Genomic DNA, 15,621 nt, shown 5'->3' on the forward strand with positions numbered 1-15,621 from the left:
CTCTCCATGAGGGAGAGGTAACCGACCAGAGCCGCTTTTGAATTTCCCCCTCTCCATGAGGGAGAGGGAACCGACCGGAGCCGCTTTTGAATTTCCCCCTCTCCATGAGGAAGAGGGTCGGGGAGAGGGGGGAAAAGCGCGCACCGTGCTTTACTGCCCCGGCGGAATATCCGTCACGTCCTGACGATCGTCCGTCGCGGCAGGAGCCGGAGCGGCGGCAGGCGCCATCAGCTTATCCCACGTCTCCTGCAATTCCTTCATACTGTACTCCGGCTCGCCTTTCGGCTGCTGAAGAACCAGCGCCATATCCTGGGAGAGCTGCTGGCGAAGATCCTGATTCAGGCTTTCCACCGTCAGAGAGTTAAGGAACTCCTGGCGCAGTTTTTGATACTGCTCCGGCGCGATATCCACCACCTGGTTCTGTAACGCACGCATACGCTGATTTATCAGCAAATTAGTGTCAGTACGGGCATAGGTTGCAAACAGCTTTTGCAGCTCCAGATTCTTCTGGGCGATCAGCGCATCAAACTCTTCTTTCGTCAGCCCTTCTTCGCGCACTGTTGCCAGCTCTTTCGCCACCAGGCCGAGGTTGCGGTTCAGCTTGTCATTCGGGGAATCGACATTTATTGCACACTGCGCGCGCAGATAGAGCACGCGGCAATCAAAACCGATGCCGATATCTTTGGCGTTGCTTTTGCTCAGGTTCTGCTGCACGCGCCAGAACAGCGCCTCACGGGCGAGGTCAGCACGCCAGTAGCGTTGCAGCGCAGCGGATTCACGAATCGGGGCCCAGGGGGAGTCCCACATGATCGCCAGTCTGTCCTGCTGCACCGCGTCGGTCATGATACTGACGGATTTCGTCGGCAACGGGGCCAGCGTCGGTAACGCCGCTGGCGTTTCACGCTTACCTTTCAGCTCACCGAAAATTTTATTGATTTGTTCACCCACGCCGCGGCTGTCAACGTTACCGACGATGATCAGCGTCATCGCATCCGGGGTGTACCATTTTTGATAGAAGCTTTTCAGCTGTTCCGCATCAACAGGCTGTTTAATGGGTTCGGACGGATCGTGCCCAAGCATGGCAGAGCCTTTGAGACGATAGCGCCACCAGCCCTCTTTCGGATCCTGCGGCCAGGTGAGCACCATATCTTCACCGCCGAGCGCGTGAGACACCGCTTCCGGGGTGATATTGAGTTTGCCACTGGCGTCAGAGAGCCAGGTCAGCGCCTCTTTCAGCAGATCGTTGCGGTTGTTCGGCAGGCTCAGGCTGAAAAGGGTGTAATCGTAAGAAACGATGGCTGGCGGCATCGGGTGCTGAGGGTCGATGCCCTGCTGCCACAATGAACGGGCCTGCATCGTCGGTAAACTACCGCTCTGGGACAGAGCAAGGCGTGGGATAAAATGGCTGTAGCCTGACTGCTGCGTCATTTCGTTAAGGGAACCATTGTTCACCTGTAACCGGATTTCAACCCTGTCGCTAGGGCGCTGAGGCGTGGCCAACACCTGCCACTGAAAACCGTTCGCCAGTGTTCCCTGTTGCCATGCCGGGTCCGGCTGGAGCGCTTCTGCTTGCGCATAGCCCGCGGTTGCCATCATCAGCATGCCGCCCGCTATGAGTCGAATTTTTGTGCCCTGCATGTAAACCCCTGAATCAACAATCCTGGTAATGAAGACAACTCATGATCATTTTAATGAGTTAAATACGTCGTTTAGACCGTGCAAAAGATGAAATGTCACACGGGCTACGAAAAATTTGGTCAATTATGCGCAGGAGCCCGCAGTCCATCAAGGGACTACGGGCAGATACGGGGGATAAGTTACGGGATTATGAGGAAATTTCTTGCGTTTTGCTGCTCTGCGCACGGTTATTGAGCGTGTCGTCGAGTTTTTGGGTGTCGAGCTCTTTCACCCATTTGGCGACCACGATGGTCGCGACGCCGTTACCAACCAGATTGGTCAGCGCACGCGCTTCCGACATAAAGCGGTCTATGCCCAGAATCAGCGCCAGGCCCGCGACCGGCAGATGTCCGACCGCAGAAATGGTCGCCGCCAGCACGATAAAGCCGCTGCCCGTCACCCCTGCCGCGCCTTTCGAGGAAAGCAGCAGCACCACTAACAGCGTGATCTGGTGGAAAATATCCATATGGCTGTTGGTGGCCTGGGCGATAAACACCGCCGCCATCGTCAGGTAGATAGAGGTGCCATCGAGGTTAAACGAGTAGCCGGTGGGGATCACCAGCCCCACGACCGATTTACGGCAGCCAAGCTTCTCCATCTTATCGAGCATGCGCGGCAGCGCCGATTCAGATGAGGAGGTCCCCAGCACGATCAGCAGCTCTTCACGGATGTAGCGAATAAACTTGAAGATGCTGAAACCCGTTGCCCGGGCGATAGAGCCCAGTACCAGCACCACGAACAGAATACAGGTGATATAGAAGCAGATAATCAACTGACCAAGCTGCACCAGCGTGCCTACACCGTATTTGCCGATGGTGAAGGCCATTGCGCCGAATGCGCCAATGGGGGCCAGACGCATGATCATGTTGATGATGCCGAAGATGACCTGCGAGAAGCTCTCAATCACGTTGAATATCAACTGGCCCTTATTGCCCAGACGGTGCAGGGCAAAGCCAAACATCACCGCAAACAGCAGCACCTGAAGAATGTTGCCGCTGGCGAACGCGCCGATCACGCTCGACGGGATCACATCCAGCAGGAAGGCCACGACACCCTGATCTTTCGCCTGCGCGGCGTAGACCGCCACCGCCTGCGCATCCAGCGTCGCCGGGTCAACGTTCATGCCCGCCCCAGGCTGCACCAGGTTCACGATAATCAGGCCGATAATCAGCGCCAGGGTACTGACCACTTCGAAATAGAGCAGCGCCACGGCACCGGTGCGGCCCACGGCTTTCATGCTCTCCATACCTGCAATACCGGTAACGACGGTACAGAAGATAACGGGAGCGATGACCATTTTGATGAGCTTAACGAAGGCGTCGCCAAGCGGTTTCATTTGCGCACCCAGCTCCGGGTAGTAGTGGCCCAGCAGAATACCGATTGCGATAGCCGTTATTACCTGGAAATAGAGGCTTTTGAACAGGGAGGTTTTCATAGGATGTCCTTAAAGATAAAACCACAGGCTGAGTAGGTCTTTTGTTCGCCTGCGGCCTTAAAGTAACATCCGCTAAACAATGCAGAAACAAATCATGCATCTAATGTTAAAAAGTTTGAGCTGACTCGCGCAAGCGCGTAAATCACCTATGCGCTTGCATCATCTGTCAGGAGAGTGGAGAGCCAGGTCTGTTCAAATACATCCGGCGCCACCGCGCGGGCAAACAGGAAGCCCTGGGCAATGTCCACGCCAGCCGACTTCAGCCATTCCAGCTGAGCCTGCGTTTCGACGCCTTCCGCGACGATGCTGAGGTTCAGACTGCGCGCCAGCTGGATGATGGCAGACACCATGCTGGTGTCATCCGGCAATGACTCAACAAATATTTTGTCGATTTTGAGGATATCCACCGGCAACGATTTCATGTGCTGGAGCTGACGCAGCCCTGCATAGCCCATACCAAAATCATCCAGCGCAATCTCCACCCCGGCATTGCGCAGCGGACGCAGAATGGCGACGGCGGCTTTCGGGTCGTCAATCCGCCGGCTTTCCGTCACTTCGAGCACCAGCGTGCCGGGAGCGATACGGTAGCGGTTCAGCAGTTCGAGCATGTCGGCCACCATATCGTGATGCAGCAGCTGCAGGGCCGAAAGGTTAACCGACAGTGGCATCATAATGCCGCGCCCCTGCCAGGCCGCGAGCTGGCGACAGGCTTCTTCCAGCACCCAGTAGCCAACGGTGATCATCAGACCGCAAGATTCAATCCGCTCAATCAAATCCGCAGGAAGCTCCCAGTTGCCGCCCGGCTGGCGAATACGTAGCAGCACTTCCGCACTGCACACTTTTCCGCTGGCGATATCAATCTGTGGCTGCAGCCAGACCGCAAACTGCTGATTGTCGAGAGCGGAAAGAATATCGCTCTCTTCGGTCAGCCGCTGCTGGGCTTTTTCCATCTGCTCAGGGTCGAAAAATTCAATCTGATTCTTGCCCTTGCGACGGGCAGTGAAGGCGGCGGAGACTGCCCGGCGATAAAGCTGCTCTGCGCTCAGGTCACCGTGGAACATGGCAATCCCGATGCTGGCGCTTGGGCGAAGCTGGATACCCTGAAGGGGCAGTCGCTCATTTATGATAGTGAGTACTTGCTGACCTAATGTGATGGCGTGCCACGGCTCTTTTACGCCGTGGGCCAGAATCGCGAAGTCATAAGCGCTAACCTGTGCCAGCACCATCCGCGGCGAAATCACCGATTTGAGTTTTTCCGTTAGCGTCAGCAACAGCATCTCACGCTGGCTCTCCTGCAGCACGCCCGCGGTGTCCTGTAAGGTTTCACAGGCAACGATCATTAACGCTGTGGTTTTCTTATGCGCGACGGTCTGCTCAAGCAGCGCCAGCAAAAACGACTTGTTCGGCAGGAGTGAAACCGGGAAGTGCGTGGAGTGGCTGCTCAGCTCTTCGTGATGCCGCAGAATGATTTGCTGATTGCGATTATAGCTGCGTGCGAGCAAGCCCAGTTCGTCATCGTGATGCAGACGCGGCACCGTCAGCTGATGACCAACGCGTTCCTGCGGCGACAAGTCGTGCAGCTCGCGCGCCATGGCGCGCAATGGACGCACAATCAGCCGGTTAATACACCAGGTGATCGCCACGGTCAGCATTAAAACCAAAAGTAAGTAAGCGGTCACTAACGTCGCAAGTGAACTCATGACAAACTTATATGAACGCCAGGAGTCCGACTGCAGCACCAGGTAAGCCAGAGGCTGCGGGTTGGCCGGTCGCTCCAGCGAATAAAGGGGCAGCGAAATCTGCACCGGCAGCTCGAACAGACGAGTCGCCATCACCGGCACCGGCCGCTCCTCAATAAAGCGCATCCGCAGCGCCTGGAACTGATTCGGCAGCACCACGTCAGCGCGACTGACGATCCCGGCGGGATGAATCCGCCCCAGAATCATTTCTGCTTCGGGAATGTCCCCTTTCAGAATCGCGGCCGAGAGCGGCTCGCGCACGGCTCTGGCCACGCTTTCCAGCTGAGTGGCAGTGGCATAACGGTTTTGTTGCACAAAATGGAACATCAAAATGGAACAAAAGACCAACACGAACACCATGGTGACACCTGCCACCATGGCCATTTGTTTAATTGTGAGTGAGCGACTGACGCGCAAAAGAACTCTCCCCAGAGTAAAACGCCCTCAGGCGCACCACGATAACGCCGGGGTAGCATATTTGAACCCGGCGTTACGTGATTTTCGCCACATTATACGCTAAGAGATTGCGCATCGGGATGGCAGAAACGTATTTCAGGTGAATCTGCTTACCAGTCCGCATAAGGAATTAGCGGCTGCGGTGGCAGATCCATATCGCCCTGCCAGCCCGCGGCGGAATAACGCACATACAGCAGCGCATGACTTGGGGTGTAATCCTTCGCCTGCTGAATATCTATTGCCGCACCGATAAACCAGTTTGAGGTCACGCGCCGCTCGATGAGCGCATGGGCCGTGTAGCCGATACCATTACTGCTGCTGCCTCCATCGACGGTATCACCGCCTTCAAAATTGGCGGGCAGCAGATTTTGCAGCGGGTAACGCGCCTGGTCGTTGGTTTTCGAATGCGACCAGGACACCGACCCGCCAAGCTCCCAGGACCAGTTTTCCGTGCGCTGACGCCAGTTCACCGGTACCGCAAACGACAGATACTGCTGCGGACTGTAATAGCCGCCCTGGCCCAGCGTATAGCCGCTGAGGTCTTTGTCGTAGTGCCAGATCATGTTGTTCAGGCCCACGGTGACCCGGCGGTCGTTTTCGTTGATGACTTTGTAGTAGTAGCCTGCCATCCAGCGAGCACGCCAGTTATCTTCCACGTTTTTGCCCGTCAGCGTGTCGGCGCTTAACGATGCCCAGACGCCATTGGCTTCGCCTTTGTCGTAGCTCAGGCTGACGCCGCCGCCGTTGGCGCGCACGCCGCCCCAGGTCGTGCCGGTGTTAGGGTCTTTCTGACCGCCAAACGCCAGCAGCGAACTGGAGATCGGACGACGGTGGCCTTCCACCGTGTAGCCGAGGGAGCCGATGCTGTTGCTGTAGCTCAGACCGCCGACCACGTCCACCACGTCGAAGCCCATCGGCGTGGTGCCGATGTCCATGTCCCAGGTATCGTTGCGCCACCCCACCGCAATACTTGCGCCCCTGTCGCTCTGGCTCTTGTCGCCGCTGTAACAGGTCAGCTCAGAACAAGTCCCCCACCTCGGCGAATAGCCACCGTCGCTATTGGTGGAGAAAGTCCCGGCGTTCATGTTGACGTAGTCGCTGCGGAAGAACATCCGCCCATCCGCCAGCGGGGCGTCCGCCTGAAGCATGGTGGTGTGTGCTTTGAGATCCGAATAACCGCCGGTACCGCTCGAGCCCCAATAATCGTGCTCCAGCGTGACGTTCACGTCCTGCTGGCGATAGAGATCGGCCGCATCGCTGCGCAAGCCGCGTTTGAGCCAGTCGTCTTTTGGATCGTTGCGGGTCAGGCGGGTAAAACTGTCGTTGTCCTGCGGACGGGTCGGCGTAATGCCTGCCGCCACCATTGCATCTTTGTAGCCTTCCAGCGCCTGTTGCGGGGAGCCATTCTCGACCTGGAAACGCGAATTATCGCGCAGCACCAGCGCGCTCTCCATTGAGGCGGGCTGCGCTTTGGCCTGCGGCACAATGCTGCTAAAGATTTGCTGCGCTTTCGCGTTATCGCCGACGCTGGCATCCACCAGTGCGACACGGCGCTGGGTGTTAAGGGACGGAATCTCACCTGCGGCAGGCGCTTTGATCTGCGCCAGCTGTTCGCGGGCGGCGGCCTGGTTGCCGTCGGCAGCATACACTTCCGCAAGCCCCAGACGTGCGTCGTCGTTAGTGGCGTCTTTCGCCAGCACGGCGTTGTATTGTGCGATGGCGGTGGCGGTGTCGCCACGCTGCTGCGCCCAGTCCGCCTGCGTTAAATCGAAGCGCGTGGACGCTGGCTGCTGTTTTAGCAGCGCAATGGCCTGATCTTCATGGCCGTTGTCGCGCAGCAGGTTCGCTTTTTGCAGGATCTGATCGGCCTGTAAGCGGTCGGCCAGCTCCTGAATATTGCTGTTCCACTGACTTTTCGGAAGCTGGTTGAGGTGCGACAGCGCCGCCATATCCTGTCCGTTACCGGAGAGGTACAGGCTGTAGGCGTATACCTGATCCGGATCGCCCGATTTTTTGCGGGCCAGATCCAGCATCAAATTGTCAGCTTCGCTGCGCTGCCCGGCGCTGGAGAGATCTTTTGCCAGGCGATACGTCACCCACACATCACCAGGGTTAAGCGCCAGCCTGCGACGCTGAATCTCAGCGGCCTGCGCCCACTGCCCCTGATTTTCCAGCGCTTCGGCCTGCTTCGAGAGCCTGTCGTTGGTCAGGCTGCGCTCAATGTCATCAATGCTTTTACGCTGGCTGGCAGAGAGCCCGTCGATAAATGCCGTCGCTTTTTCGGGCGACTCGGCACGGTAAATATTGGCGAGCCCACGAACGGCATTGCTGTTGCCGCGATCCAGACGCATCGCCTGCTGATAATAGCGCTCTGCCGCTGCGGTATCGTGACGCGCCATCGCCACATCGCCAAGCCCCAGCACCGCGTAACTGTTGCTGTTGTCCACGCGCTGCGCCTGCTGATAAAAGCGCTGAGCCTGATCGAGATTGTTAGTCTTGAGTGCCGCATCCCCTTTGCGAATCAGCGGCCAGACAATTTCCCAGGTCTGCGGCTGGCTGGCAGCCACTTTTACCGCTTCCGCCGCCTTCGCCTGCTGTTCAGCTTTGGCATGGAAAACGGGGTCGGCGAGCTGTTTTTGTTGCTCTGCCAGCTGCCCACGCGCTTCATCGGCCAGTTCACCCGTGGTAAAGAGCGTCAGGAAACGCTGGAGAGATTTTACGCTGCCGTCACTGACCGGCTGGTTCTTGATTTGATCGTACCAGATGTCCGCCGCGGTACCGCGTCCAGCGCTAGACTTTGCCATCTGCTGGAGCACCGCATAACCTTCATCGTTGCGGTTATCCCTGAACAGCATTTTGGCGAGCGTCGTCTGGAGCTGCACGTTGCCCGGCGACGTTGCATTCAGGGCTTTGAGTTTGTTCACCGCTTCATTGTGGCGAGCCGGTAAACCCGCCACGGCCGTCCAGTACTCCACGGCGATGTCGCCGTCTGGCGGCGTGCCGTTGAACAACTTGTCATAGAGGGCAATCCCTTCCGGGATATGTCCGGTGGTCACCTGAAGACGTGCCTGCTGCAAGGCCTGACGGCCATCACCGCTGGAGAGCTGCATTTCGCTTAGCGAGGTTTTATAGGCATCAGACTGCGGTGCCAGCGTCTTCAGGCGTTCAAGCTGCTTCTTCGCGCTGGCGGTATCGCCCTGGCGCAGCGCATAGCGCATGCGAGCGGCAATCACCTGCGGGTCATCCGGTGCAATCAATTCCAGGCGATACAGCGACTGACGCACGAGATCGTCACGCTTGGCGGACTCGCCCAGGCGCACTTGATCGAGCAGCTGTTGTTGTGCCGACGTTTCGGCATGCGCGAAGGGCATCAGCGCCATGCCGAGCGAGAGACTGAGTAAACTTAATGAGAACTTACGCATTCCTGGCCCCAGTCAGGTAGAAGTTCACCGCGCGCGGTGAAACGGAAACGATGCTGATCCCATCCTTGCCCGAACAGGGTCAAAACATAGCTGTAATAGGCGTCATTGCCGGGGAATTGATCGGCGACGCGCTGGCGCTGTACCGCCTGCGCGTCACGATTTTGCAGAAACGGCAGCAGCGAGGCCGAGAAGCCTACCGGGCCGTCACCCTCCACCTTCCCGGTGGCAATATCGATTTTTTCAGGCGCTATCCCCGCCTTTGTTGTTTGCGCCGCCATCGGCCTGAACTTCGCCAGCAGCCGCGCCTTGTGCGGATCGGCATCGTTAAGCATGCCAGCCCACAAATAAACGCGGATGGCGTCGTAGCTGCCGATAAACGTTTTATCCTGCTTCAGCTGCCAGCCTTTTTTCTTATCAAAGCGCACCCAGTTGGGTGAATAACCTTTCGGCGCGGTTTCCAGCAGCAGGCGCAAATTGGTGGCCTGCAGCGCATTCCACGGCGCGCCGAAGCGCACGAAATAGCTCGCCAGCTGCGGCGGGAGATAGCTCGGATTAAAGCGCCAGCCCTTGTCATCGACAAAACCGACTTTACCCGGCAGCAGCATCGAGCCCAGGCCCGGCACCTTCACCACTTCTTCGCTGACGATACGCGACAGCAGCGCTTTGCCGACTTCAGTGTAGCGCGGAATATTCCACAGCCGCCCCGCCTCCAGCAGCGACCAGGCAATCCATACGTCGGCGTCTGAGGCGGAGTTACTGTCAATAACGGCCCAGCTATCACCCTCTTTTTTACCCCACAGCCAGCCGGGCAAATGCGCTTTCAAATCGCCCTCTGCCAGGTTGTTCTGCGTCCAGTCGAGCAGAGACGCAAAGGCTTCACGGTCGTTTGCGGCCAGCGCGAAGAACAGCGCGTAGCTCTGCCCTTCGGAGGTGGTAATTTTGCGGGCATCGCTCGGGTCAATCACCCGGCCTTCTTTGCTGATGTAATCCTTTTTAAACTGCTGCCACGCGGGCCAGTCGCAGGCGGCAGAGGCCTGCAATGTGACCAGCGTGAGCAGCGCCAGGCAACCCCGGCGTAAGCCTTTCATCTTTTTTTACTCATCATCCGGATCCAGACGGCGGCGGCTCAGGATACGCAGCAGACGCCACAGCACCCACGCCAGCAGCACTACGCTCAGGGCCGCAAGAATCGACAGCAGAATTGGGTGATTGGAGAGTGCAAACCACACGCGCTCGTACCACGGAAGATGACCCACGTAATAAACGTCACCTACACGCAGGCTGTTCACGCCGGACTCACGGATCACCGACACGGAGCCAAACATTGCCGCACGCTTGCCGCTGTCGTTCAGCGCCCCATTGAGTAACTCAAAACCGCGTTTGCTGTCGGCCATCAGGGCGATCACGCTGCGCTGATCGTGGTACGGCGACTGGAAACCGATAATTGCCGCCATCGGGCCTTTCGAACCAACCGTGGCCTGGGCCATTGGCATGCGTTCGTTGTCATCCAGCTTCACGGAAGCCAGTTCGTTCTGGCGCGACGGGGTTTTCACCCAGCTTTGCGTGGCATTCACCAGCAGGTCAATGTGCTGATCGTCTTTCAGTTTGTCCGGAATGGCGCCAATGAGCATGATGTCCACGTCATGCTTTTGCATCTCGTTCGGATCGTCCGTCAGCTTCAGGTTCGCCCCTGTCAGGCCCACCTGCCCGCCGATGGTTGCCACGGTATCCAACAGCGTGCTGACCTGACCCTCAGTTGGCGTTTTCGGCATCACGATAAGCGTATCGGAGAGGTCAGCCATACGGCTGAACGGGAAGCCTGCGTTGGCAAACGAACGCAGATCCGGCATCGCCAGGAAGTGATAATAGTTGGAGAAATCGATGGTTGATTCATCGCCAATCACCACGTTGTTTTTGATCGGCTGGAAGGTGATGCAGTTCTCAATGGTGCCACCCGGCATCGGGTTGGTGTACTGGAAGTCAAAACGCATCTGGTTGGTGGCACCCAGACGCAGCGCCGGAATCGACACCTCATTTTTGCCGTCAAGCAGCCCTTGCACAATCGGCAGGCGCAGCAGCAGGCCTTTACGCTCATCGCTACTGCTGAGGCTGTAGGACTGCAGGAACTGGTTGTTGAGGTTGATGTCCATCCGCGAGCTGTCTTTGATGGCCGGCTGGGTATAGCGATATTTCAGATCCATGTCGATGCCGTTGCTGCGCAGCAGATAGAGATCCGGCGGCAGGTTCAGCGACAGGTTAATCGAAGCAGGCTCCAGCCCAGTGGACTGTAACTGTTGCTCATAGGTTTTCAGTTCGCCAAAGGTCACAGGACGGTCGGTATGCACCCAGTTCGGCGCGTCGTAAGGCTTGCGTGCCAGCAGGGATTTCACTTCATCCACGGTGACGGTGTCGCCACGGAACAGGATATTACCGGCGGCAATGCCTTCCGCTGCCTGAAGCAGGTCTTTGTCATCACGCCCGAAGACCACCAGCAGCTTCACATAAGGTTTTTCAGGATCGTTAATCATCTGAATCGTCGGCGCCTTCACCAGCGGATAATCACGCAGGAAGTCCGGACGCTTGTCGTTGGTCGCGAAGACAATGGCGTTCTTGCCTGGCAGCTGGTTGTACAGCACCGGGAAGGTCTGCCCGCGCCAGCCTGCTCGTGCGCCGAACCAGGAGGCAACAATGGCCGCGGCTTTTTGCTGAGTGCTGTCTGGCACGCTTGCAAAGACAATTGGCAGATTGAGCGGGCGATTGTCACGCGCGTCAAAGAACGGGATCGGGAAGTGGGACAAATCGTTCTTCACGTTCAGCTGCTGGAAGGTCAAATCCAGTGAAGTGTTGCGCGCCACGTCCAGCCACAGCGTAGTACTGGCCGGGTTTTCACACACGTCACGGTAGTGGCCGACAAACTCCAGACGCACGTTGTTCAGGTCGGTGATGTACAGCGGATCGACCGGCACCTGGGCCATCACTTTTTTGCCCAGTTGCTCTTTGGTGACCGGCAGTACGCCCATCAGCTCATCATTGAGATAGACCTTCAGCTGCGACTGCACTGGCAGCAGCGACGGCGACGGCGTATAGACGAGGTTCAGCATCGCTTTCGACACCACTTCATCGCTGCGGGTACCGAACTGTACCGAACCGGTTGGGTTTGAGCCTCTCAGTACCATGCTGCCCGGCGCGGGCGCAATCTGTGCAAAGCTGAGCTTAACGTCGCGCGAGGGAGAGCTTTCAACGATCGCAGGGGCGTTGGCGGCATTCGCATCCACCGCCGCAGGATCGATCATCGTTGGATCGGCCGGACTCTGAGCCGCCACTGCCGGGACTGGCGCTGCGGGCGTCGTTGCGGTATCTCCTGCCGAAGCAGGTGCTGCATCCGCTGCCGTTGGCGCGCCCTGTGCGGGTGCTGCCGCAGGGGTGGCCGCCGTGGTTTCTGAGTAAGTTGTCACTGGGGCTAAAGCGCTCATGCCCACAGCCGCTGCGCACATCCAGGAAAGTTTTCTTTTCATCGTATAGTCATCATTGTTGAGCCATTGCCGGTTCACGGAGTGTCTGTACCGCGCTACGCTCCGGGCGACGCGGTATGAAAGAGACAACCCAGGCAACCAGAGAAATAAGCGACCGGAAGATAAATTTCACCGAAGGCGGCGCGAACTCCGCAAGGTGACGATAGCCACGGAACCCCAGCTTCAAAATGTCCAGCATGCTTTCCAGCGGTTTGTCTTCCGGATAGCTGTCCTGCCACAGCGCCCAGGTATCGGCGCGGGCGAACGTACACTGAACAAAATCAATATGCTGCTGCGTCGACATCGGCAGCAGCTTCAGCCCGACCTCACTGCCGAACACACGAGTGACCAGCATCGGGAAGGCGTACTCCTGCTGACCGCGTTTGAGCAGCAGGCTGACCTTCTGCCCTTCCAGCACCTGCGCCTGGCCGTTGATTTTCAGGCCAACACCGCCATCTGAGAAGTCGTGCAGCGTACAAGAGAACAGATGCCCGTCTTCACGGGCAATCGCCGCGGGCATTCGCATTTCGACGCGGTGCGAGCGGCGCACCTGCTTGCTTTCCACCGAAACCGCCACTGCGCCGCCGAGGATAATCAGGTTGTAGAACACCCAGACGATACTCACCCAGACGGTCAGAATTTCATTCTCAGGACCGGTGAAGTGTCGCCAGATGCCCACCCCCACGCCGATCAGATTGAGGATAACCAGCCAGAGATACGGCTTTGAAATGACCCAGTCGACGTACTCTTCTTTGACCAGGCCACCTTTCGCCGTCACGTTAAAGGTGCCGATTTTCGGGTTGATCAGCGCCACAATAGTCGGCGGTGCAATGTACCAGGCCAGCACGGTTTCATAGATTTCACTCCAGAATGAGTGGCGGTATTTGCCCTGAATCTTGGAGTTGGTGAGACTCGCGTGGATCATGTGCGGCAGAACGAACAGCGCAATCATCAGCGCCGGAGCGTAGATGATATAAGCATGCAGCAACAGGAACGCCAGCGGGGCCGTCAGGAAGATAAGCCGCGGCACGCCGGAGAGGAAGTGCAGCATGGCGTTGGCATAACAGATGCGCTGCGACCATTTCAGCCCTTTGCCGAACAGCGGGTTATCCGTACGGAAAATTTGCACCATGCCACGCGCCCAGCGAATACGCTGCCCGATATGCGCGGACAGGCTTTCCGTTGCCAGACCCGCGGCCTGTGGAATGCGCATGTAGGCGGAAGTATAGCCACGACGGTGTAAGCGCAGTGACGTGTGCGCATCCTCGGTAACGGTTTCCACGGCAATGCCGCCAACTTCGTCCAGCGGCCCACGACGGATAACCGCGCAGGAACCACAGAAAAACGTCGCATCCCACATGTCGTTGCCGTCCTGCACCAGGCCGTAGAACAGCGTGCCTTCGTTCGGCGTTTTACGGAAACGTCCGAGGTTGCGCTCGAACGGATCGGGAGAGAAGAAGTGGTGCGGCGTCTGCATTACGCCCAATTTTTTATCCTTCAGGAACCAGCCAACGGTCATTTGCAGGAAGGAGCGCGTCGGCACATGGTCGCAGTCGAAGATGGACACCAGTTCCCCCTTCGCCAGCTTCAGCGCGTTGTTGATATTGCCTGCTTTGGCGTGCTCGTGGGTGGTTCGGGCGACGTATTCCACGCCAACGTCTTTGGCAAACTGGCGGAACTCGTCGCGCCCACCGTCGTCAAGGATCCAGATTTTTAGTTTGTCTTTCGGCCAGTCAATCCCAAGCGACGCGTACACGGTGTTTTTCACCACGTTCAGGTCTTCGTTATAAGTCGGGATAAAAATATCCACCGACGGCCAGAGCGCCATGTCTTTCGGCAGAGGCACCGGCATGCGGTTCAACGGCCAGATAACCTGGAAATAGCCGAGAACCAGCACTATCCAGGCGTAGGTTTCAGCAAACAGCAGCGTCATGCCACACACCAGGCTCACCGGGTCGTTCCAGTTGAGCGTTGAGGTATAGCGCCACCAGATGTAGCGGCAGGAAACCGTCAGCGACAGCACCACCAGCATCAGCGCGGAAAAACGCCCCGGCATGCGGCGCACCAGCAGGGCCACCCCCCACAGGAGCAGCAGGAAGATAAACTGCGACAGCGGGTTAAACGGCTGTGTCACGCAGACCAGCGCCAACAGCAGCGAACAGAACACCACCACGCCGAGAATGATTTTGCGGGTTTTCGGGCTGATGTGCGCCAGCTCTTTTTTGTGGTCGAGATGAGCCGTTTTCTTGCTCATCCTTTCCGGCAAATTTTCCATCCACTGGTGGTAGCGTCCGCGAGCGCCCGTCATCGCCTTCAGCCCTTTCCATTCCAGATTTTTCTTCTCACCCACCGGACGAGTGACCAGCAGCCACAGGCTCTGCAACAGATAGCGCAACGGGTCGAGCGGCCGTGGACGGTGTGAATTGATATGGGGGTAAAGCAGATCGTGATTCGCGCGGATTTGCTGCCAGCGCGGGTGTTCCAGCGGGATCACTATCCACGCCAGCGCCACCCACAGGCAACCCATCGTCGCCCCCAGCCATGAGGCTTTATGCTGACGGTAGTCCTGATAACGCGCACGCAGCCGTGCCCCTGCTTCCGGTGCCAGCAAAAGGGCCGTCAGGCGAATCATGATGACTGCTCCACGCCAGCATGCATACCGGCGTAATGCATCACGCACCAGTTTGCGAGGGTAATCAGCTCCTCCGCCGCCAGCGAATCGCTGCGGTATTCACCCAGCGGCTGTTTGGCGGCCAGACATTCGGCAATGGATTCATCCCGATGGATGGTCACCGGCAGCATTCGCGGCTGACTTTGCAGCCAGATGCGGTAGAGATCGTCCTGAATATGGCTGCCGACACGCAGGTCGTTGATCAGAATGTGGCCGTGTTTGGGCAATACCTGCTGATGCAGGCGAATATGCGAGTTGGCATCCGGGTTAACTATCGTTAATACGTGCTGGCACGCTTCAACCAGCGGCTGCACCCACGGCGTCACTTCATGGGGCAAATCGATAAGCAGCCACTGATGAGGACGTTGTTTTTGAAGCGTGTGAACAATCTCGGCAGCCTGGCTCAAAGGAGACAAAAGTGGAACATTCAGGCGTTCCGTAACCGATAGCTGACCAAAAGGGATAAAATCGAGCTGAGAAGTGTAACGCATCCCGGTATCACGCCACTCTTTATTATCCAGGAGTGCGCGCGCCCAACCATCGCGATGGGCGATATCATCGTTGAAAAAAAAGCGCAGCATGTTGTCCGGGCAGGCATCCATCACGATGACGGACTCACCAAGCATCTGCAATGCCCAACCAAGTGCGGCAGTCAGCGACGTCGTTCCTGTGCCGCCTCGCAGGCCCTGTAAACCCAAAATGGCCATTC

8 protein-coding genes are annotated in these 15,621 nt (G+C 57.7%); all 8 read right to left on the reverse strand.

The features are described 5' to 3' along the window. Positions 1 to 150: 150 nt before the first annotated feature. The 8 genes from CRO87_RS07340 to bcsQ all read right to left on the reverse strand — a co-directional run bounded on the left by CRO87_RS07340 (position 151) and on the right by bcsQ (position 15,619). On the reverse strand, positions 151 to 1,638 hold the full coding sequence (locus tag CRO87_RS07340) for a pitrilysin family protein (RefSeq protein WP_097162289.1): 1,488 nt from the start codon (positions 1,636 to 1,638) through the stop codon (positions 151 to 153). A 187-nt stretch (positions 1,639 to 1,825) separates the two neighbouring features. Next, complete coding sequence (locus CRO87_RS07345) at positions 1,826 to 3,112, reverse strand: dicarboxylate/amino acid:cation symporter (RefSeq protein ID WP_097162290.1); 1,287 nt, start codon at positions 3,110 to 3,112, stop codon at positions 1,826 to 1,828. 146 nt (positions 3,113 to 3,258) lie between these two features. Continuing rightward, entirely contained in the window at positions 3,259 to 5,268 is a 2,010-nt protein-coding gene (gene hmsP / locus CRO87_RS07350; RefSeq protein WP_097162291.1) for a biofilm formation regulator HmsP, read from the reverse strand. A 149-nt stretch (positions 5,269 to 5,417) separates the two neighbouring features. After that, positions 5,418 to 8,729, reverse strand: coding sequence for a cellulose synthase complex outer membrane protein BcsC (gene bcsC / locus CRO87_RS07355; RefSeq protein ID WP_097162292.1), 3,312 nt, complete (start codon positions 8,727 to 8,729; stop codon positions 5,418 to 5,420). Next, the gene (gene bcsZ / locus CRO87_RS07360) at positions 8,711 to 9,817 is read right to left on the reverse strand and encodes a cellulose synthase complex periplasmic endoglucanase BcsZ (RefSeq protein WP_097162293.1); all 1,107 of its coding nucleotides are present in this window, start codon (positions 9,815 to 9,817) and stop codon (positions 8,711 to 8,713) included. The genes bcsC and bcsZ overlap by 19 nt, the downstream gene beginning before the upstream one ends. A gap of 6 nt (positions 9,818 to 9,823) precedes the next feature. Next, complete coding sequence (gene bcsB, locus CRO87_RS07365) at positions 9,824 to 12,244, reverse strand: cellulose biosynthesis cyclic di-GMP-binding regulatory protein BcsB (RefSeq protein ID WP_097162294.1); 2,421 nt, start codon at positions 12,242 to 12,244, stop codon at positions 9,824 to 9,826. 10 nt (positions 12,245 to 12,254) lie between these two features. Continuing rightward, the gene (bcsA, locus tag CRO87_RS07370) at positions 12,255 to 14,873 is read right to left on the reverse strand and encodes a UDP-forming cellulose synthase catalytic subunit (RefSeq protein WP_097162295.1); all 2,619 of its coding nucleotides are present in this window, start codon (positions 14,871 to 14,873) and stop codon (positions 12,255 to 12,257) included. Beyond that, positions 14,870 to 15,619 carry a cellulose biosynthesis protein BcsQ gene (bcsQ, locus tag CRO87_RS07375; RefSeq protein ID WP_097162296.1) on the reverse strand — a complete coding sequence of 250 codons (750 nt, stop codon included), beginning with the start codon at positions 15,617 to 15,619 and terminating at the stop codon, positions 14,870 to 14,872. Before bcsQ ends, bcsA begins: the two co-directional genes overlap by 4 nt. Between the last annotated feature and the right edge of the window lie 2 nt (positions 15,620 to 15,621).

The organism is Enterobacter sp. CC120223-11 (genome assembly GCF_900215375.1).
GTDB lineage: Bacteria > Pseudomonadota > Gammaproteobacteria > Enterobacterales > Enterobacteriaceae > Scandinavium.